General features: G+C 59.9%; 17 protein-coding genes. 5 read left to right on the top strand and 12 right to left on the bottom strand.

The genetic code is table 11. The features are described 5' to 3' along the window. Positions 1–2 precede the first annotated feature (2 nt). A complete protein-coding gene (locus tag DWA01_RS01985) occupies positions 3–1,535 on the bottom strand; it encodes an acyl-CoA carboxylase subunit beta (RefSeq protein ID WP_114283968.1) in 1,533 nt (510 codons plus the stop codon). Between the two features lie 199 nt (positions 1,536–1,734). On the opposite strand from DWA01_RS01985, the gene DWA01_RS01980 reads away from it, so the two are divergent. The 3 genes from DWA01_RS01980 (at position 1,735) to DWA01_RS01970 (ending at position 4,963) form a co-directional block, all read left to right on the top strand. Continuing rightward, positions 1,735–2,961: a multidrug effflux MFS transporter gene (locus DWA01_RS01980; RefSeq protein ID WP_114283967.1), complete on the top strand. Its 1,227-nt coding sequence runs from the start codon at positions 1,735–1,737 to the stop codon at positions 2,959–2,961. 62 nt (positions 2,962–3,023) lie between these two features. After that, on the top strand, positions 3,024–4,424 hold the full coding sequence (locus DWA01_RS01975; RefSeq protein ID WP_114283966.1) for a helix-turn-helix domain-containing protein: 1,401 nt from the start codon (positions 3,024–3,026) through the stop codon (positions 4,422–4,424). A gap of 86 nt (positions 4,425–4,510) precedes the next feature. Then, positions 4,511–4,963, top strand: coding sequence for an SRPBCC family protein (locus DWA01_RS01970; RefSeq protein WP_114283965.1), 453 nt, complete (start codon positions 4,511–4,513; stop codon positions 4,961–4,963). 42 nt (positions 4,964–5,005) lie between these two features. Here the strand turns inward: DWA01_RS01970 and DWA01_RS01965 are convergent, their stop codons facing one another. Both DWA01_RS01965 and DWA01_RS01960 read right to left on the bottom strand, forming a co-directional pair. Next, the gene (locus tag DWA01_RS01965) at positions 5,006–5,914 is read right to left on the bottom strand and encodes a DMT family transporter (RefSeq protein WP_114284032.1); all 909 of its coding nucleotides are present in this window, start codon (positions 5,912–5,914) and stop codon (positions 5,006–5,008) included. A gap of 41 nt (positions 5,915–5,955) precedes the next feature. Further along, positions 5,956–6,558: a LysE/ArgO family amino acid transporter gene (locus tag DWA01_RS01960; RefSeq protein ID WP_114283964.1), complete on the bottom strand. Its 603-nt coding sequence runs from the start codon at positions 6,556–6,558 to the stop codon at positions 5,956–5,958. 86 nt (positions 6,559–6,644) lie between these two features. On the opposite strand from DWA01_RS01960, the gene DWA01_RS01955 reads away from it, so the two are divergent. Then, positions 6,645–7,520 carry a LysR family transcriptional regulator ArgP gene (locus DWA01_RS01955; RefSeq protein WP_114283963.1) on the top strand — a complete coding sequence of 292 codons (876 nt, stop codon included), beginning with the start codon at positions 6,645–6,647 and terminating at the stop codon, positions 7,518–7,520. A 65-nt stretch (positions 7,521–7,585) separates the two neighbouring features. Here DWA01_RS01955 and DWA01_RS01950 read toward each other — a convergent pair whose 3' ends face one another. The 6 genes from DWA01_RS01950 to mgtE all read right to left on the bottom strand — a co-directional run bounded on the left by DWA01_RS01950 (position 7,586) and on the right by mgtE (position 14,093). Then, entirely contained in the window at positions 7,586–8,326 is a 741-nt protein-coding gene (locus DWA01_RS01950; RefSeq protein WP_114283962.1) for a YebC/PmpR family DNA-binding transcriptional regulator, read from the bottom strand. Positions 8,327–8,449: 123 nt separating this feature from the next. Then, complete coding sequence (locus DWA01_RS01945; protein ID WP_114283961.1) at positions 8,450–9,292, bottom strand: AAC(3) family N-acetyltransferase; 843 nt, start codon at positions 9,290–9,292, stop codon at positions 8,450–8,452. Positions 9,293–9,312: 20 nt separating this feature from the next. Further along, positions 9,313–11,091, bottom strand: a complete 1,779-nt coding sequence (locus tag DWA01_RS01940) for an SLC13 family permease (protein ID WP_114283960.1) — start codon at positions 11,089–11,091, stop codon at positions 9,313–9,315. An 88-nt stretch (positions 11,092–11,179) separates the two neighbouring features. Next, complete coding sequence (locus DWA01_RS01935; protein ID WP_114283959.1) at positions 11,180–11,995, bottom strand: TIGR00282 family metallophosphoesterase; 816 nt, start codon at positions 11,993–11,995, stop codon at positions 11,180–11,182. A gap of 152 nt (positions 11,996–12,147) precedes the next feature. Then, positions 12,148–12,699 carry a 5-formyltetrahydrofolate cyclo-ligase gene (locus tag DWA01_RS01930; RefSeq protein WP_114283958.1) on the bottom strand — a complete coding sequence of 184 codons (552 nt, stop codon included), beginning with the start codon at positions 12,697–12,699 and terminating at the stop codon, positions 12,148–12,150. Between the two features lie 11 nt (positions 12,700–12,710). Further along, entirely contained in the window at positions 12,711–14,093 is a 1,383-nt protein-coding gene (gene mgtE, locus DWA01_RS01925) for a magnesium transporter (protein ID WP_114283957.1), read from the bottom strand. Positions 14,094–14,219: 126 nt separating this feature from the next. Here mgtE and guaD point away from each other — a divergent pair, with 126 nt between their 5' ends. After that, on the top strand, positions 14,220–15,512 hold the full coding sequence (gene guaD, locus DWA01_RS01920) for a guanine deaminase (RefSeq protein ID WP_114283956.1): 1,293 nt from the start codon (positions 14,220–14,222) through the stop codon (positions 15,510–15,512). 200 nt (positions 15,513–15,712) lie between these two features. Here the strand turns inward: guaD and DWA01_RS01915 are convergent, their stop codons facing one another. The 3 genes from DWA01_RS01915 to DWA01_RS01905 form a co-directional block, all read right to left on the bottom strand. Beyond that, positions 15,713–17,053 carry an 8-oxoguanine deaminase gene (locus tag DWA01_RS01915; RefSeq protein ID WP_114283955.1) on the bottom strand — a complete coding sequence of 447 codons (1,341 nt, stop codon included), beginning with the start codon at positions 17,051–17,053 and terminating at the stop codon, positions 15,713–15,715. 122 nt (positions 17,054–17,175) lie between these two features. Then, the gene (locus tag DWA01_RS01910) at positions 17,176–17,982 is read right to left on the bottom strand and encodes an inositol monophosphatase family protein (RefSeq protein WP_114283954.1); all 807 of its coding nucleotides are present in this window, start codon (positions 17,980–17,982) and stop codon (positions 17,176–17,178) included. Positions 17,983–18,047: 65 nt separating this feature from the next. Next, positions 18,048–18,431, bottom strand: a complete 384-nt coding sequence (locus DWA01_RS01905; RefSeq protein ID WP_114283953.1) for a helix-turn-helix domain-containing protein — start codon at positions 18,429–18,431, stop codon at positions 18,048–18,050. Positions 18,432–19,547 lie beyond the last annotated feature (1,116 nt).

The raw sequence follows: 19,547 nt of genomic DNA, 5'->3' as shown, positions 1-19,547 counted from the left end.
CCTTATAGCGGGATGTTGTCGTGTTTTTTCCATGGGTTTTGCAGCGATTTGCCACGCAGCGAGGCAAACGCGCGCGCCACCCGGCGCCGGGTTGAACGCGGCTGGATCACCTCGTCGATAAAACCACGTTCCGCCGCCACAAAAGGATTGGCAAACCGGCTTTCATAATTGGCGGTATGCTGTGCGGTCTTCTCCGGATCCTTCAGATCGGCACGGTGGATGATCTCGGTGGCCCCTTTGGCCCCCATCACCGCGATTTCGGCCGTGGGCCAGGCATAATTAAAATCGCCCCGCAGATGCTTGGACGACATCACGTCATAGGCTCCGCCATAGGCTTTGCGGGTGATGACAGTGACTTTGGGCACCGTGGCTTCACCATAAGCGAACAGCAGCTTGGCGCCGTGCTTAATCACACCGCCATATTCCTGGCTGGTGCCAGGCAGGAACCCCGGCACGTCCACCAGCGTCAGAATCGGAATTTCAAAAGCATCGCAGAAGCGCACGAACCGCGCCGCTTTGCGCGAACTGTCAATATCCAGACAGCCCGCCAGCACCAGCGGCTGGTTGGCCACAACGCCGACGGTCGAACCTTCAAGCCGGATAAAGCCGGTGATCATATTCTTGGCAAATTCTTCCTGGATCTCGTAGAAATCGCCCTCATCCGCCACTTTGGCGATCAGTTCCTTCATGTCATACGGCGTGTTGGCATTGTCCGGGATCAGCGTATCAAGGCTTCCTTCAATGCGCGCCACATCGTCAAAGAATGGCCGCACCGGCGGCTTTTCGCGGTTGCTCAGCGGCAGAAAATCGACGAGGCGGCGCACTTCCGTGAGCGCTTCGACATCATTTTCAAACGCGCCATCCGCGACTGATGATTTTTTGGTATGGGTCGTCGCACCGCCAAGTTCTTCGGCAGTCACCACCTCATTGGTCACGGTTTTCACCACATCCGGGCCGGTCACGAACATATAAGAGGTGTCTTTTACCATGAAAATAAAGTCGGTCATCGCTGGCGAATACACCGCGCCACCAGCGCAAGGCCCCATAATGACGGAGATCTGCGGCACCACGCCGGAGGCCATGACATTGCGCTGAAACACTTCAGCATACCCCGCAAGCGAAGCCACACCTTCCTGAATACGCGCACCACCGGAATCGTTCAGACCAATAATCGGCGCTCCGTTTCGCATCGCCATGTCCTGAATTTTGCAGATCTTTTGGGCATGTGTTTCCGACAGGGACCCCCCAAACACGGTGAAATCCTGCGAAAACACATAGACCATGCGACCGTTAATGGTGCCCCAGCCGGTGATGACACCGTCGCCGGAGGGCCTTTGCTGCTCCATGCCGAATTCGGTACAGCGATGCGCAACAAACATGTCAAACTCTTCAAATGAGCCTTCATCCAGCAACAGCTCGACCCGCTCCCGCGCTGTCAGCTTGCCCTTGGCATGCTGGGTATCAATGCGCTTCTGTCCCCCGCCAAGCCGGGCAGCAGCACGGCGGCGTTCGAGCTCGTTGTCGATGTCTTTCATGGCATATGCTCCTGCGGATTTGCGCTCAAATTAGCGGCAATTCAACCGGGATCAAAGCAGAACATCGCATATTTGCAAACCGTTCCGAGCCAATATGTCGCAAATTGCATAATTGCAAACCGACCGCATCACCCACATCGCGCCGCCCCCGTAGTTTTCCGCTATGGACTTGGAACACATCCCGTCATAGCGTCCCGAAATGCCCCAGCTTTCCTCAACGCGGTTCCTGAACCGCAACAGTCCGCCCCATATCGCCACCCTGCTGCTGATGACCATATTGTCAGCCATGAGCATGAACATCCTGCTGCCATCCCTGCCCGAGATGGCGCGCTATTTCGACACCGATTATTCAGTGATGCAATTGTCGGTGGCGCTTTATCTGGCGGTGAACGGCGTGTTGCAAATCGCCATCGGCCCGCTGTCAGACCGCTATGGCCGCCGGCCGGTGATCCTGTGGGGTTTTGCCATATTTGTGCTCGCCACCCTGGGCAGCCTCTATGCGCCGAACATCGAAATGTTTCTGTTTTTCCGCATGAGCCAGGGCGCCATCGTTGTGGCAATGGCACTTGGCCGCGCTGTAGTGCGGGACGTGCTGCCGGCGGATCAGGCCGCCTCGCAAATCGCCTATATCACCATGGGCACCGCGCTGGCGCCGATGTTGTCGCCCACCCTTGGCGGCGTGCTGTCGGAAAACTTTGGCTGGCAGGCGAATTTCTGGCTGATGCTGGTGCTGGGCGTGGCTTTCATGGCGCTGGTCTGGGCTGATCTGGGCGAAACCGCGCCAAAATCAGACCGCAGCATCCTGGCGCAGTTTGGCCAATACCCTGAATTGCTGACCTCAGTGCGGTTTTGGGGTTATGCCGGCACCAGCGCGCTCGCCTCGGGCGCGTTTTTTGCCTATCTCGGCGGCGCACCCTTTGTGGGCAGCGAGCTGTTTGGCCTGAGCCCAAGCGAGCTGGGCCTTTATTTTGGCGCGCCCGGGCTGGGCTATTTTTTCGGCAACTTTTTTGCCGGTCGTTATTCGGTCCGGGTCGGGCTGAACCGGATGATTGTGATTGGCACACTTATTGTTACCCTCTGCATGCTACTGACGCTGGTGATTTTTGAGACCGGCAATGGCAGCGCCTTCAGATTTTTCGCAATGATGACCGGGCTGGGTTTCGGCAATGGTTTGCTGCTCCCGAACGCCACTTCCGGCATGTTGTCGGTGCGCCCCCATATGGCCGGCACCGCCTCGGGACTTGGCGGCGCTCTGATGATCGGAGGCGGTGCGGCGCTTTCGGCCTGGGCTGGCAGCATGCTGAACATGGAAACCGGCGCCACACCACTGTTGTGGCTGATGTTCTCTGTGGCGGCCCTCTCGGTGCTCTGCATCACGATCGTCATCCGCCGCGAAAAGTCGCTTCCGGAAGAAATACGGCTCTGAGCCTTGCGCCACACAGTTTGCAAACGCTAGTGTAACATCAGCAAACTTGCAAAGGGCCCGCGATGGCACAGCAGAAACTTTACGCCGGCGCCAAGTTGCGTGAAACCCGCATGGGTCTGAAACTGACCCAGAAGGCCTTTGCCGCCAAACTGGGGGTGTCGCTGCCCTATCTGAACCAGATGGAAAACAACAACCGCCCGGTTTCCACCGGCGTTTTGTTGGCGCTGGCGCAGGAATTTGGCTTTGACGTCACCGAGCTTTCCACCGGCGAATCTGAGCGTATGGTCAGCGATATGCGCGAAGCGCTGGCTGATCCGGTGTTTGGCGACACCACCCCACCGCTTGCAGATTTACGACTTGCGGCCAGCAATGCGCCGGCACTGGCACGCGCCTTTCTTGAGCTGCATCGCGCCTATCGACAGACCCATGAGCGCCTTGCCTCGCTGGACGATGCGCTCGGACGCGGCGACCAGAAAACCAGACCGGGTGCCTGGGAAGAGGTGCGCGACTTCTTTCACTATTGCGACAATTACATCGATGCAGTGGACCGGGCTGCAGAACATTTCACCTGTCCGGGCGGGGTGCCGCGCGACCCGCAGATTGCCGCCCAGGAGGTGCTGGACCAGCTCGGGGTGGACAGCAGTTATGAGACCACAGACACGCTGCGTCACTATGATCCTGAGCTGCGCAAACTGGTGCTGTCGTCGCGTGCAGCGCCCGCAACCCAGCGGTTTCAAATGCTGCACCAGGTGGCTTTGCTGACCCAGAATGAACTGCTGGAAGCGACACTCGATCTGGCGCGGTTTCAGTCAGAAGACGCGAGGGCCATCGCCAAAATCGGTCTGGCGAACTATTTTGCCGGCGCCGCTTTGCTGCCCTATACGCTGTTTTTGCAAACCGCCCGTGAAACCCGCCACGATCTTGAAGTGCTGGCGGACCGCTTTGGCGCCTCGATCGAACAGGTCGCGCACCGTCTGTCGACACTGCAGCGCCCCAAAGCCCGCGGCATCCCGTTTTTCTTTGTACGGGTGGATCAGGCCGGCAACATCACCAAACGTCATTCTGCAACCCGGATGCAATTCGCCCGCTACGGGGGCGCCTGTCCGCTGTGGAATGTGCACCGCGCCTTTGAAACACCGGGGCGGTTTTTACGCCAGCTGGCCGAAACACCAGACGGGGTGCGCTACCTGTCGGTGGCGCGGGATGCCTCCAAAACCGGCGGCAGTTTTCACGCGCCGGTGCGCCGTTATGCCATTGCACTGGGGTGCGAAGTGCAGCACGCGGGCGAACTGGTCTATGCGGATGATCTCGACGTGGACAACCCCCAGGCCTTTTCCCCGATTGGCATCTCCTGCCGCATTTGCGAGAGGCCTGATTGCCATCAGCGCTCGGTGCCGCCGCTTGAGGGCCGCCTGACAATCACACCGGATGCACGCGGCGTGCTGCCCTATCAGATCAATTGAACAGCATCACTGCAGAAACCGCGCGATAGCTCTTGCCTGCCCCGGGCAATCCCTCCTAACCTGCGCCGGACACAGTGGAGGAACACATGGAACTTAAGGGCAGCCGTATCATCAAAGCAGATCGTGCAACGGTCTGGGCGCATTTGAATTCCGCGGAGACGCTGGCGGTCGCCATTCCCGGTTGTCAGGAGTTGACCGGCACCCCGGAAGACGGATTTGCCGCCGTGGTTGTGCAAAAAATCGGCCCGGTGAAAGCCAAATTCAAGGGCAATGTCACGCTGTCGGATATTGTCGAAAATACCAGCTACCGTATCAGTGGCGAAGGCTCCGGCGGGGTTGCCGGATTTGCAAAAGGCGCGGCACTGGTTCAGCTGAGCGACGCTGAAGATGGTTGTGAGTTGTCCTATGAGGTCGAAGCCCGTGTCGGCGGTAAAATCGCCCAGCTCGGCTCCAGACTGATTGACGGCTTTGCCCGCAAGATGGCCGATAAGTTCTTTGAAAATTTCGCAGAAGCGGTGGAAAGCCCGGCGGAGGCGTAAAACCCTCCCCGCCGGAGCTGATTGCCCGCTGGCGGGGCCGGATCAGAGTCCGCTCTGGATATCGGTCCGGGTCCGGGCGCGTTTCAGCATCGCCTCACGCCAGGTGATGAAGGACACCGCGCTGATGATCACACCACCCCCCAGCAGGGTGACCGGGTCCAGCGCTTCGCCAAAGATCAGAACCCCCATCAGCGTCGCCCAGATCAGCTGCAAAAAAGTAACCGGCTGGGTCACCGCCACCGGTGCCACCGCAAAGGCACGTGTCATCGTGTAATGACCCAGGGTGGCAAACACCGCCACAGCACTGAGCCAGAACAGCTGTGTCAGGTTCACCGGCACCCAGACCGCATAAGCAAACGGCGCCAAGCCCACGGTCACCATCACCGTCATCAGCATCACCACCAGCGTTGCCGGCAGTTTTTCAGACAATCGTTTGGCGACCACATAGGAGCAGCCAAAAGACACCGCTGCGCCCAGCATGGTCAGGTGACCGATTGAAATTTCACGAAAGCCCGGCCGCAGGATGACCAGCGCGCCGAGCAAAGCGACCACAATGGCCAGGCCACGCCTGAGCGCCAGCCGCTCACCGAGAAACAGCGCCGCGCCCAGTGTCACCGCAATCGGATTCAGATAGTTCAACGCGGTCACATCGGTCAGCGGTATGCGGGTAATCGAATAGAACCAAAGCCCGACAGCGCCCACATGGATCACCGCCCGCAGGATCGACAACTGCCACAGCCGCGGTGTTATTTCGCGCATGCGCAGCTTCAGAAACAGAGGGGCCATCAGCACCAGCCCGGCTGCAAAACGGATGAACGCGGTCTGCATCGCGGGCAGATCAGAGCCCACATATTTCACCAGCGCCGTCACCATGACAAAACAGAGACTGGACGCAAACATCCACAACATTCCGGCGACCGGGCTAAATTCGGGGGGTGTATTCTGTGTCATGGGCAGACCTGAACCGATCTTTGCCTGTCGCGCAAGTGCAATCACGCCGGCCAGAGTAATCTCCAGGCGATGGACCACATCAGCGCACCGACACCACTGTCCAGCACTTGCCAGGCCCGCGGGTTTGCGAACATCGGGCGCAGCAGCCTGGCGCCATAGCCAAGCGCCAAAAAGAACAGCAGCGACGCCAGCATCGCCCCGGCCCCAAAGGCAAATCTTTCGTCGCCAAAGCGCGCCGCGACTGAGCCGATCAGCACCAGCGTATCCAGATAGACATGCGGATTGAGCCAGGTCAGCGCCGTCAGTGTCAGCATCAGCGGCAGCAACGCGGCCGGCTGCGCATCGTCCGGTATCAGACTTTGCCCGCCTTTCCATGCGGCGAAAAAGGCCCGCGCGCCATAGGCGGTCAGAAATGCGGCGCCGCCGTAGCGCAGCACCGGCATCAGCCAGGGCAAGGCGTCCGCCGCCTGTCCAAACCCCATGACACCCGCCGCGATCAACAGCGCATCTGTCAGCCCACAGAACAGCACAACCGGCAGGATATGACGCCCGTTCAGCCCCACTTTCAGCACAAAAGCGTTTTGCGCTCCGATGGCGGCGATCAGCGTGAGAGAGGTGAAAAAGCCGGTCCAGGCTGCGGTCATGATCTTTTCCTTTTGTACCGCGCTTGACTAACCCGGACGCGCGGCGTAGCCAAATTAAATATCCTGCTGCAACATAAGGACTGCTAATGCTCGACTATCCCGCATTGATGGCGCTGGCAACGGTGATACGTCTCGGATCCTTTGAAGCGGCAGCGCAGGCGCTTGGCGTCACCCAATCTGCGGTATCCCAGCGCATCAAGACGCTGGAAGAGCGTATGGGCACCGCTCTGGTCATCCGCGGTCAGCCCTGTCGCGGCACTGAAGCCGGGGCGCGACTGGCGCACCATGCTGAAGATGTTCAACTGCTGGAGCAGCGCACCCTCGGCGACCTCGGCGCACCCACCCCGATGGCCCCTGCCCGCATTGCGGTGAACGCGGATTCTCTGGCGACCTGGTTTCCCGGCGCCATGGCCGCCTGTCCGCATCTGCTGTTTGACCTTGAAATCGATGACCAGGAGCATTCTGCCGACTGGCTGCGCCGCGGAGAAGTCGCGGCGGCGGTCAGCGCCCACCCGGGCGCGGTGCGTGGCTGCGACAGTACAGCGCTCGGCGCATTGCGCTATATCGCCACCGCCAGCCCGGCCTATATCGAGCGCTGGCTTGCCAGCGGCGTGACAACAGAAAGCCTGGGGCGCGCGCCCGCAATCACCTACTCGTCCAAAGACAGGCTGCAGCTGATCTGGAGTGAAATGGCGACAGGCACGGCCGTAACTGCCCCCAGCCATATGATTGGCTCCAGCCAGGGTTTTGTTGAAATGGCGCTTGCAGGCATTGGCTGGGGCATGAACCCGGAGCCGCTGATCCGCGACCATCTGGCGCGCGGCGATCTGGTGCCGCTGTTGCCGGATCTGGCGCTGGATGTGGCGCTGTACTGGCAGGTCAGCCGGTTGATGGCTGAGGCGCTTGCGCCGCTGAGCCGTGCGGTTCTGCAGCAGGCGCGCGCAGTGCTGGTTGCGCCTTAGGGCCAGACAATAAAAAAGGGCCGCGTTACGCAGCCCTTTTCCGGTTCGTTCAACATTGCCACGCGTTACAGCTGCGACATCACCTCATCAGAGGCTTCAAAATTGGTGGTGACCCGCTGCACATCGTCATCATCTTCCAGCGCATCCACCAGCTTCATCAGCTTCTGCATCGCTTCAAGATCCATTTCAGTGGTCATATTTGGCTTCCAGATCAGCTTGGTGGACTCAGAGTCCCCCAGTTCCGCCTCAAGCGCGGTCGACACCTCGTTGAGATCACTGTCTGCACAATAGATTGTGTGGCCCTCTTCCGAGCTTTCACAGTCTTCAGCACCCGCTTCAATCGCCGCCTCCATTACGGTGTCAGCATCGCCGGCAGCGCTGGTATAGGTGACTTCGCCTTTGCGCTCGAACATGAAAGACACCGAGCCGGTTTCACCCAGGTTGCCACCATTCTTGGAGAAGGTCGAACGCACCACAGAGGCGGTGCGGTTGCGGTTGTCAGTCATCGCCTCAACGATAACGGCAACGCCGTTGGGCCCGTAGCCCTCATAGCGGATTTCGTCGTAATTGTCGCCGTCGCCAGCCTCGGATTTTTTGATCGCGCGATCAATCACATCCTTGGGCACCGAAACCGACTTGGCCTCTTTTACAGCCATGCGCAGACGCGGATTCTTGTCCGGATCCGGGTCGCCCATCTTGGCGGCCACGGTGATCTCCTTGGACAATTTGGAAAACAGTTTTGAACGTACGGCATCCTGGCGACCTTTGCGGTGCTGGATATTTGCCCATTTTGAATGGCCGGCCATGTCTCACTCCGTCTGAAATAGCTGTCGTTTTGCAAACTCTATAAAGCACCCGCCCCCTGCGCCACAAGACCAGGGGCACGCGAAAGGCGCTGAACTCCTTGAAACCCACTCGAATTCGGCAAATTAGCCGGGTTCGTGGCGCAAGCGATCGTAATTCCCGGCCTCAAACCAATCCTGCGCGGCAGAGACAGCGTCCTGCATTTCCAGGAGAACGGCAGCGCCGCCGAACCCGCGACGTACCAGCCCGGTGGCTTCAAACCGACGACCAATTTCGGGGAAATGCTCTTCAAACCTGGCAACATCGGCCACGCGTTTCCATTGTGTCACCCCGTCAACACGACCAACCGGCAGGTTTTCCCACGCCACCACTGGTAATTCCACCAAATATTCGGCCAGATGGAAGCTGGTGCAACTGTCCCAGCCACCGCCAAGCATCAATACACGTGCGCCCAGATAGTGCATTGTTCCCAACGGTGTCTCCGGCCCCAGAGCATTGCTCAGCGGATGAGAAATCGTAATATCATCTGCCAGTGGCCCGCAGGCGAGAAAGGAAAATTTCGGATGCAGACTGCGCTGCACCCCTGTCCAGTGACGAAAGACTTCGGGCACCTGCCCGACATATCCGGTGGGCGTGTGGCAGGCGCTGAACACCGGCATCTGATCGCGAATTTCCTGATGCCAGCGCGCAGGCACCGGTGGGGCTGTCCAGCCGGCGGGATCGCTGAGGTCCAGAGAAAATCCGGGCATCACCAGGGTACCGCCAGATCCGAGAACATCAAACAGCGCTTCAATAACCGCCTGTGCCCCGCCACAAACCCAGCCCAACGCGGAAAGCGACGTATGCACCAGCACAAGATCGCCGCGTTTCAGCCCCATGTCGCGCAGTTCCTGCGCAAGGCCCGCGCGGGTCAACGGCGCGTCCGCTGACTGGATGACCTGGCGTATCCGGGAAATCGCATCGGTCATCGACAAATCCTTTCAGCGGTTCAAAGCGGCCAGAGAATTGGGATGATCGCACTTGCCAGCAATCCGACCGTCAGGTTCAATGGGATGCCAACACGCATAAAATCGGTAAATTTGTAGCCGCCCGGCCCATAGACCAGCATATTGGTCTGATAGCCGATCGGGGTGGCAAAACTGGCGGAGGCGGCCACCATCACCGCGATCACCAATGGCCGCGGATCAAGCCCCATCGCCTGGGCCAGACCAATGGCAATCGGTGTCACAACCACCGCGACCGCATTGTTGGAGACAAGCTCGGTCAGGATCGAGGTCAGCAGATAAATTGCCCAGACCACAAAGAACACCGGCAGACCGATCAACCAGGGCGCCACCGCATCCACGATCAGGCTCACCGCCCCGGAGTTTTCAAGCGCCGCGCCAATCGCCAGCATCGAAAAGATCATCGCCAGCAAGCGGCCATCAACAAACGCAAAGGCTTCTTCCGCATCAATACAGCGGGTGATCAGCACCACTGCCACCGCCAGAACCGCCAGTAAAAAGATCGGTGCCATGCCCAGCGCCGCCAGCACAACAAGCGCCACCAGCGTCGCCAAAGCAACTGGCGCGCGGCCCCGGCGATAGGCCCGTTCCGACGGTTTACTCACATCGACCATTTCCATATCAGCGGCGAGGCGCTGGATGTCCTCCGGCGCGCCTTCCAGCAACAGCGTATCGCCGACCCGCACCACCAGATCCTGAATTTTGTGGCCGATGTTCTGATTGCGCCGGTGCACTGCCAGCGGATAGACCCCATACCGCCGCCGCAGGCGCATTGAACCCAGCGAGCGCCCGACCATGCGGCAGCCGGGCGTGATCAGGACTTCGACGGTCGAGGTCTCAACCGCGGACACCTGATCCATCCGTTTCAGACTTTTGTCGCGCTGCAGCGACAGCAGCTCTGCCATCTGCGTGCGCAGCACAACCCGGTCCCCGACCTGCAGCACTACATCCGCCATCGCATGACGCAGCGAACTGTCTCCGCGCACAATATCGACCAGCCGCACGCCCTCGCGTTTGAACAACTGCACCCCGGTGACTTCACGGCCGATCAGATTGCTGTCCGGCGGGATCACCGCTTCGGTGAAAAATTTCATTTTTGATTTGCCCGACAGCATCGAGGCCATGGAGGCCCGGTCGGGCAACAAATGCGCCCCAAAGAAGCGCAGGTAGATCATGCCCCAGATCACCAGGATGATGCCCAGAGGGGTGACTTCAAAAATTGTAAACGGTTCCAGGCCTTGCGCCCGCGCCACCCCGTCGACCAGCAGGTTTGTGGAGGTGCCGATCAGCGTCATGGTGCCACCAAGGATCGCACCATAGGACAGGGGTATCAGCAGTTTTGAGGCGGAGACCGACAATTTCCGCGCCATCTGCACAAAGACCGGAATCATCACCACCACCACCGGCGTATTGGAGACAAAGGCCGAAGCAATAATGACAAAGCCCATCAGCGCTGCGATCGCCATTTTCGGATGGGTTTCCGCGCGGCTTTCGGCCAGTTGGATAAACCGGTTCAACGCTCCGGTGCGCACCAGCGCGCCCATAACGATGAACATCGCTGCAATGGTCCAGGGCGCCGGGTTGGACAGCACCGCCAGTGCTTTTTCATAGGGCAACACCCCCAGCGCCAACAACGTTGCGGCGCCGGTGATGGCAACCACTTCGGTCGGGAACTGCTCGCGTACGAACAGGACAAACATCACAAACACCACAGTCAGCGCAATAATAGCTTCACCAGTGGGGCTGAACTGAAATGCAATCATATGATCTGGCGGTCCCTCGCTGTGCTGACCCACATAATTGCCGCTCCGCTCACGAGGTACAAGCGCCGTGGCGCCTCAGTGGTGAAATTCAGACCGGGTGTGACTGTTGCAGGCGGCCGCCATCGCGGATCATCACCACCCGTGTGGCCTTGCCGCTCCTGTCGTCGGTTTCCACATAGAGCCCGGACAGAGTGGCTTCGCCATTGGCGGGCTTGAACCTGGTTTTGCCCATCCCGGTCACAAAACGGCGCATCGGCTCGTCTTTGTCCATGCCAATGACGGAGTTGTAATCGCCGCACATGCCGGCATCCGCCTGGAACGCCGTGCCGCCGGGCAGGATCTGCGCGTCTCCGGTGGGGATATGTGTATGGGTGCCCACCACAACAGAGGTGCGGCCGTCGCAAAAATGCCCCATGCCCATTTTTTCGCTGGTAGCTTCGCAATGCACATCAATCAGACTGGCCTGAACCGAGCCGCCAAGCGTATGGGCACGCAACACCGTATCCACCGCCGAAAACGGATCGTCAAACGGCCGTTTCATGAACACCTGGCCCAGAACCTGCGCCACCATGATCTTGCGGCCCCGTGTGGCCTCGAACACTTTAACGCCGCGCCCGGGAGCATTTTTGGCAAAGTTAAGCGGTCGGATCAGCCGCGGCTCGCGGTCAATGAACTGCATCATATCGCGCTGATCAAAGGCATGATCGCCAAGGGTGATGCAATCCGCACCGGCTTCAAGAAGCGCCTTGGCATGTTCGCCCGACAGCCCCATGCCATTGGTGGTGTTTTCGCCATTCACCACGACAAAATCCAGCCGCCACTCTTCGCGCAGCCGCGACAGACGATCTACAATTGCAGCCCGCCCGGAGCGGCCTACGACATCACCAAGAAACAGAATTTTCATAGGCACGGCCTAAGGCGGCATCAGCGATCACGCAAGCCCTTTTCCGCTGGCATCCACGCAACAGCACCTGACCGGCAGCAAAAACGCCGCAGCCAGGCCCGATCCACCTGATTTCCGCCCCCCTCCTGATCAGAGCAGAGCCCGGATGGGTGTCAGAAGCGCAGAACTTCTGCTTCGGTCACAATCGCGTCCAGCGGCTGATCGGTCGCTTCCGAGGGCACCTCGTCCGCCTCCTGCTCCCCATAAGCAAAGCCCACTGCAAACACCGGACCGCGCGCGCGCAGCAGTTCCAGCGTGCGGTCATAATAGCCACCGCCATAACCAATGCGCCGCCCGGCCCGGTCAAACGCTGCCAGCGGCACGATCATCACCTCAGGCACCACAATTTCAGACTCCGCCGGCACCAGGGCGCCAAACGGCCCTGCCATCATTTCGCAGTCCGGGGACCAGCGGTGAAACAGCAACGGCGTTGCTTTCGCCTGGATCACCGGCACCCCCACCGCGCCGAAACGCGCGAATTCTTCCATTGCCGCCAGCGGGTTAATTTCGGTGCGGATCGGCATATAGCCCGACATCGCGCGGCCCTGATACGGGCGCAACACTTCAATCAGCCGCGCACAGGCCGCCGCACTAAGCCCGTGACCATGGGCTTCTTTGCGCCGGGCAAAGCCTGCTTTACGGGCCTGGGTTTTCAATAATTCCATCTCATCCGCCTTCACAGCAATACCAAAGCCGCCAGCCCGAGGAAGGCAGAGAAGCCCACAACATCAGTGACCGTGGTCACAAAGGCTCCGGAGGCGAGCGCCGGGTCAATCCCCGAGCGGTCCAGCAGCACCGGCACCAGAATGCCCGCGAGACCGGCGACAAACAGATTGATAATCATCGCCGCCGCAATCACCAGACCCAAAAGCGGCATTCCAAACCACAAAACGCCGATCCCCCCCATCACCACGGCGAAAATAAGCCCGTTCACCAGGCCCACAAAGGCCTCCCGCCGGATCACCCGCCACATATTGGCACTGGTCAGATCGCGGGTGGCGATGGCGCGCACCGCCACGGTCAGGCTCTGGGTGCCGGCATTGCCGCCCATCGAGGCCACAATTGGCATCAGCACCGCCAGGGCCACAAGTTTCTCGATCGTGGCCCCAAACCGGGCGATCACCATGGAGGCCAGGATCGCTGTCACCAGGTTCACCGCCAGCCAGGGAAAGCGCGCGCGGATGGTTTCAAAGATCTTGTCGGCCAGGCTGCCTTCACCGACACCGGCGAGACGCATGATGTCTTCCTCATGCTCTTCATCCAGCACCGACATCGCATCATCAATGGTGATCATCCCGGCCAGACGCCCGTCATCATCAACAACCGGCGCCGAGATCAGGTGATACTGGTTGAAGGCATAAGCAACGTCTGCCTCGTCTTCGAGCACGTGAAAGGTGCGGAAACTCTCTTCGACCAGATCCCGCAGTTTCGCCGCCCGCGGTGCCCCGAGTATCTTGCCCAGGGTGACATAGCCGGTGGGGCGCATTTTGGGATCCACCAGCACGATGTGATAAAACTCCTCCGGCAACTCTTCGGCATGGCGCAGATAGTCAATCGCCGCGCCCACGGTCCAGTGTTCCGGGCCCATCGCCAGCTCGCGCTGCATCAGACGCCCGGCCGAAGTTTCAGGATAGGTCAGCGCCTGTTCAACCGCGACCCGGTCCGCGTCTTCAAGCACCTCAAGGATGGCTTCCTGCTGCGGCTCATCCAGGTCCTCAACCAGATCCACCACGTCATCTGAATCCAGTTCCCGCACCGCTTCGGCCAGAACAGTCGGCGTCAGAACGGCCAGCACGTCTTCGCGCACACCCTCTTCCAGTTCCGACAGAATATCGCCGTCAAAATCCTGGCCGTAGAGCTCAATCAACTCGCGGCGATCGGTAGAATTCACCTGTTCCAGAAGGTCGGCAATATCCGCCGGGTGCAGCGGGGCCATCAGCCCGCTCAGACGGTCCTTGTCACTGGCGCTGACCGCCCGAAGAATGTCGGAGACCTGCCGGTTGGACAGCTCATACACATCTTCGTCCTGTTCCGGATCATGTGCCAGATTGTCTGCCATGTGCTGCCCTCTCGCCTGTTGTCCCAAGCATAAATCAAGCCAGGCAGGAGCAACAGGGGGGCAAAACGATTTACCTTCGATAATACTGCGCTTAGGCTTAGGCCGCCGCTTAACAATGAGAATGTGATGACCAAAATTTTGCTGGGCCAGACCCTGAGCTACCAGAAAAACCCGTTTGCCGTGCCCGTCTCCGAGGCTGCGCAGCATGAACGGCGCGGCGCCGTGGTCGTTGAAAACGGAAAAATTGCAGCCATCGGCGCTGCTGACCGGATCCGCGCCGCCTGGCCGCAGGCTGAGGTCACTGATTATGGCGATGCGCTGATATCGGCGGGCTTTGTCGACGCCCATGTGCATTACCCGCAGACCGGTATCATTGCCAGCTGGGGAAAACGGCTGATCGACTGGCTCAACAGCTACACGTTCCCGGAAGAGATGCGCTTCCATGATGCCGGCTACGCCCGTGAAATTGCGGCGCTTTATTTTAATCTGGCGCTGGCGAACGGCACCACCACCTCGGTCAGCTACTGCACCATTCACCCCGAAAGTGTTGACGCATTTTTCACCGAGGCGCGGTCGCGCGGGCTGCGGGCGCTGGCGGGGAAAACCTGTATGGACCGCAATGCGCCCGAAGGGCTGCGCGACACGCCGCAATCGGCCTATGACGACAGCAAGACGCTGTTGCAGCGCTGGCACGGGGTTGACCGCCTGTCTTATGTGATCACGCCACGTTTCTCGCCGACCTCAACGCCAGACCAGCTGAGCGCGCTTGGCGCTCTGTGGGGCGAACATCCCGACTGTCTGATGCAGACCCACCTGAGCGAACAGACCGATGAAATCGCATGGGTCAAAACCCTGTTCCCGTCCGCGCGGGATTATCTGGACACTTATGAGATGCACGGGCTGCTGCGCGAAGGCGCTCTGATGGGGCACGCAATCCACCTGGAGCCGCGCGAACGCGACCGGCTGCGCGAGATGGACGCCGGGCTGATCCATTGCCCGACCTCCAATACATTCATCGGATCCGGCCTGTTTGATATGGCGGGTCTGATGGCAGAGGGACACCGGGTGGGGCTGGCAACGGACACCGGCGGCGGCTCCAGTTTTTCGATGCTGCGCACTATGGCTGCGGCCTATGAGGTCGGCCAGCTGAACGGCACCCCGCTGCACGCCTCACAACTGTGGTGGCTGGCAACTCAGGGCGCGGCGCGCAGCCTGCGAATGGAAGACAAGATCGGCAACCTGGCACCTGGGATGGAGGCCGATCTGGTGGTGACTGATCTGGCGTCGACCCCGGTGATTGCCCAGCGCGCCAACCGGGCCGACACGTTCTGGGACCAGCTGTTTCCCACCATCATGATGGGGGATGACCGTGCCGTCAAAGCGGTCTGGAGTGGCGGACAGTTTCAGCACAGCGCCTGAACGGCAGCCGGGTCACCTGGCATCAAAGGACGCACTCCCGCGCCGGCCCGCACCATAAAAATGATGCCAGCCCCGGCTTGGGCCGCGCCCCGCGCCAGGGCGCGGGGCCGCAGCCTGATTGCAGCGCAATCAGGCTGCCCGGAACGGGCGGGTCCTGCACCGCAGGGGCCGGGGGAGGCGGGAGGCGGTTCGCTGAGGCACTATCCGTCAGCGAGCTCGCGGGCCAGTTCGTTCTGACGCCGGATCACCGTGGGCAGATGGAACGGCACAAACGCACCGCGATCCACAATCTGGCGCCCTTCAACATAGAGGTCGCGCACCGCCCCCGGCCCCGCCAGCAACAGTGCCGCCGGATCCCAGCTGCCCGCAGCCGACACGTTTTTCATATCCCAGACCGCGATATCAGCCCGCATGCCCGGCACCAGCTGGCCGACGTCGCTGCGCCCCAGCACCTGAGCGCCGCCCCTTGTGGCAATTTCAAGCGCTTCGCGGGCGCTCATTTTATTGGCGCCAAAGGCCACACGCTGCAACAACATCGCCTGGCGCGCTTCGGCCACCATGCTGGCGACGTCATTGGAAGCAGACCCGTCCACCCCGAGCCCCACCGGCACACCCGCATCCCGCATAGCCCGCAGCGGCGCAATGCCGGAGCCAAGGCGGCAGTTGGAGCAGGGGCAATGGGCAACACCGGTACCGGTACGGGCAAACAGCTCGATTTCAGACGCGTCCAGTTTCACACAATGTGCGTGCCAGACATCGCGCCCGACCCAGCCCAGATCCTCAGCATATTGCCCTGGCCGACAGCCAAAGGTCTCCAGTGAATAGGTGATGTCCTCGTCATTTTCGGCCAGATGCGTGTGCATCATCACGCCCTTGTCGCGCGCAAGAATGGCGGCATCGCGCATCAGCTCGCGACTCACCGAAAACGGCGAACAGGGCCCCACCGCGATGCGCAGCATCGAGCCCTCCGCCGGATCATGGAACTTATCGATCACCCGGATGCAGTCTTCCAGAATGGCAGCCTCGTCCTCAACCAGCGCGTCCGGCGGCAGGCCACCGTCACTTTCGCCGATGCTCATCGCACCGCGGGTGGCGTGAAAGCGCATCCCGGCCATTTGAGCGGCGGTGATGGTATCGTCCAGCGTGGACCCGTTGGGAAACAGATAAAGATGGTCCGACGTGGTTGAACAGCCGGACAAAGCCAGCTCTGCCAGCCCGACCAGCGCCGAAACCTTCATATGTTCCGGACCGAAACGCGACCAGATCGGATACAGCGTTTTCAGCCAGCCAAACAGCAGCGCGTCCTGCGCCCCGGGCACCGCCCGTGTCAGGGTCTGATACAGATGATGATGGGTGTTCACCAGGCCCGGCGTTACCAGGCAATCCTGCGACGGGCGCAGCACCGCATCATCGGCGTAAAGATTGTGCCCCACATCAACGATGACCCCGTCCCGGATCAGAATATCCGCCCCGGCAAGTTCGCGCCGGTCGTCATCCATCGTCACCACCAGCTGGGCGCTTTTAATCAAAATTGCGTTCATGCAACTCTCCACACTTCATGTTTGCCCATTTCGGTTTGAAGTGTGAACTGCGCCAACAGAAACGGGGCAAAGGACTTGGCGCGATGTCACCCAATACCGGGTCCGGCCTGTTGTCGCAAGCATCAAGGACAATGGCGCAGGATGTCGAGAGCCTCCGCGTGAATTTCCGCATTTGCAGCCGCCAGGACACGACCGCCCTCATGCGCCGGACCGCCACGCCAGTCGGTGACGATGCCACCGGCGGCCTCAATCACCGCCATCGGCGCCATGATATCATAGGTATGCAGCCCGGCCTCGACCACAAGATCCACCTGGCCGGCCGCCAGTAACATGTAACCGTAGCAATCCATCCCGTAACGTGTCAGCCGCGTGCGCGACGCGAGCTGATGAAACGCGCGCCCTTCCGCTTCGCTGCCCACTTCGGGAAATGTGCTCAGGATGGTGGTTTCTGAAAGGCCGCGTGCGGCACGGGTGGCAAGCCGCCCCTGCCCCATCGGGCCGTCGATGCGGGCCTCGCCAAAACCACCGGTAAACCGTTCGCGGATATAGGGCTGGTCAACCAGACCAAAGACCGGGCCGCTTTCATCGCGCAACCCGATCAGAACGCCCCAGGTCGGGGTACCGGAAATATAGCCGCGGGTGCCGTCAATCGGATCCAGCACCCAGGTCAGCCCGCTGCTGCCGTCACTGTGACCAAATTCTTCACCCAGAATCGCATCTTGCGGCCGCATCCGGGCGATGATCTCGCGCATTGCAATTTCGGCGCCGCGATCCGCAACTGTCACCGGATCAAATCCACCGGCCAGCTTATTGTCGGCCCCCAGATCCGGATGTCGGAAATGTTCAAGAGTTACAATACGCGCCGCATCCGCAGCGGCATGGGCCGTCGCGAGAATTTGTGCACGATCTTCAGGTGATATTGGTTTCATAGCCGGCCCCGTTCACGACAGTTTAAGTTCGCGTAATGGGCCGGCTGCAGTCCGTCAAGTGTTGCTCAGGCAACTTCGGAAAGAACGCGGGCCAGCTCAAACAACCGGCGGCGCTGATTTTCCGGGATGGCGTAATAAGAGCGTACAAGCTCCAGAGCTTCTTTATCCGCGAGGATATCGCCCGGAACAACCGAGCTTGCCGCCGAATTTGCGTCGCCCGTGTCCGCAGTATCGCTGATGCCTTCAAAGAAGAATGCCACCGGAACGGTCAGCGATTCCGCGATATCCCAAAGCCGCGATGCGCTGACACGATTCATGCCGGTTTCATATTTCTGGATCTGTTGAAATTTGATTCCAACCTGTTCTGCCAGCTGTTGCTGAGTCATCCCCACCATCCAGCGACGCTGACGAATTCGTTTACCTACATGGACGTCCACCGGATGCTTCATGACTACTATCTCCCAACCTTAAAATCTAACTCTTCCCCGAGTGTTCAATCTATACGCGCACGTTATAGGTGTCGGATTCAATCTGTCTTTTTGGATAGGTACGCGGCGATATAGATTATAATTGTTTGTTTTCATGCGCTTAAAATCACCGAACTCAAAAAAAAACTACGCGATCACAGTCGAATTACCCATTCGTATAGGTTGAGTACACTAATTGTAAGGTTGTTTCGTTGCAATTTACGCAAACAAACGACGCTTCCAGTAGCTATTTGCAAAACATTCACCCGACGGACAAGCGAGTCGGCCGGAATGACATCGCCGTCAATTTCACACGGGAGGAGTCGGAAACAATCAGAAAACCTCCACTGGTCTGCCTGCTGGGGTGTGTGACCATCCTGTCGCCACCCCGGCTGTCGGGAAAGCTCCCGTCTGCATTGCCGCATGTGGATTGAAATTCGCCGGCCTGACGATGATCCGTGGCCAGGTTCAGAACACTCCGGAGCTCCCCCCACGCAGGGAATGGTCGTTTCCAAATCCCCGGCACTCAGCGTTCCGGAGCAGAGGCTCCGGTGCCAGGCCTCATGCCGCAGTATTTTCAGCTTCGGTCAGGCTGGCGCGCCAGAATTGTTTCCAGGCCATATGCTGTGCGACCGCGCGCGGCTACATGACATAAAAGAGATTGCGCTGTTTCAGGTCGCTTTCGGGATCCGCCATCTGACCCTGAGCGCCTGAGCCCGCCTGCAGCCCGTGAAAACCTTGCCCGTGCCTGGCGTGGCAAGAGCCATTAGCTCCGCCGCAGTTGGAATCTGTAAACTTATCGGCGCAAAGGGGATCGCCTGAACCAGCGGGATGCGAGGCCAAATTTGTAAAATGCGCCGGAGCAGACCAGCTGACTGGCAGTGCCACCGCCGGTGCTCGCATCGCGGTCCAATCCCCCGCCAGCATGAATGTAGTCACCGGCGCGGTGGGCGGCAGCCGCCTCAAAGCCAGGTTTCGCGCCTTCAATCCGGAAGTGCGGTTTCTGCTGACTGGCTGTGCAAGTGACGGAACGTCGCAAATCTCTGCAAAGCATATGTTGCTGAACAACATTATTATGACCGGGATTTACCAGGCGGG

The organism is Candidatus Halocynthiibacter alkanivorans, from assembly GCF_003333265.1.
GTDB classification, from domain to species: domain Bacteria; phylum Pseudomonadota; class Alphaproteobacteria; order Rhodobacterales; family Rhodobacteraceae; genus Halocyntiibacter_A; species Halocyntiibacter_A alkanivorans.
The sequence above is the reverse complement of the archived record's forward strand: the minus strand, read 5'-3'. Positions and strand labels throughout refer to the sequence as shown.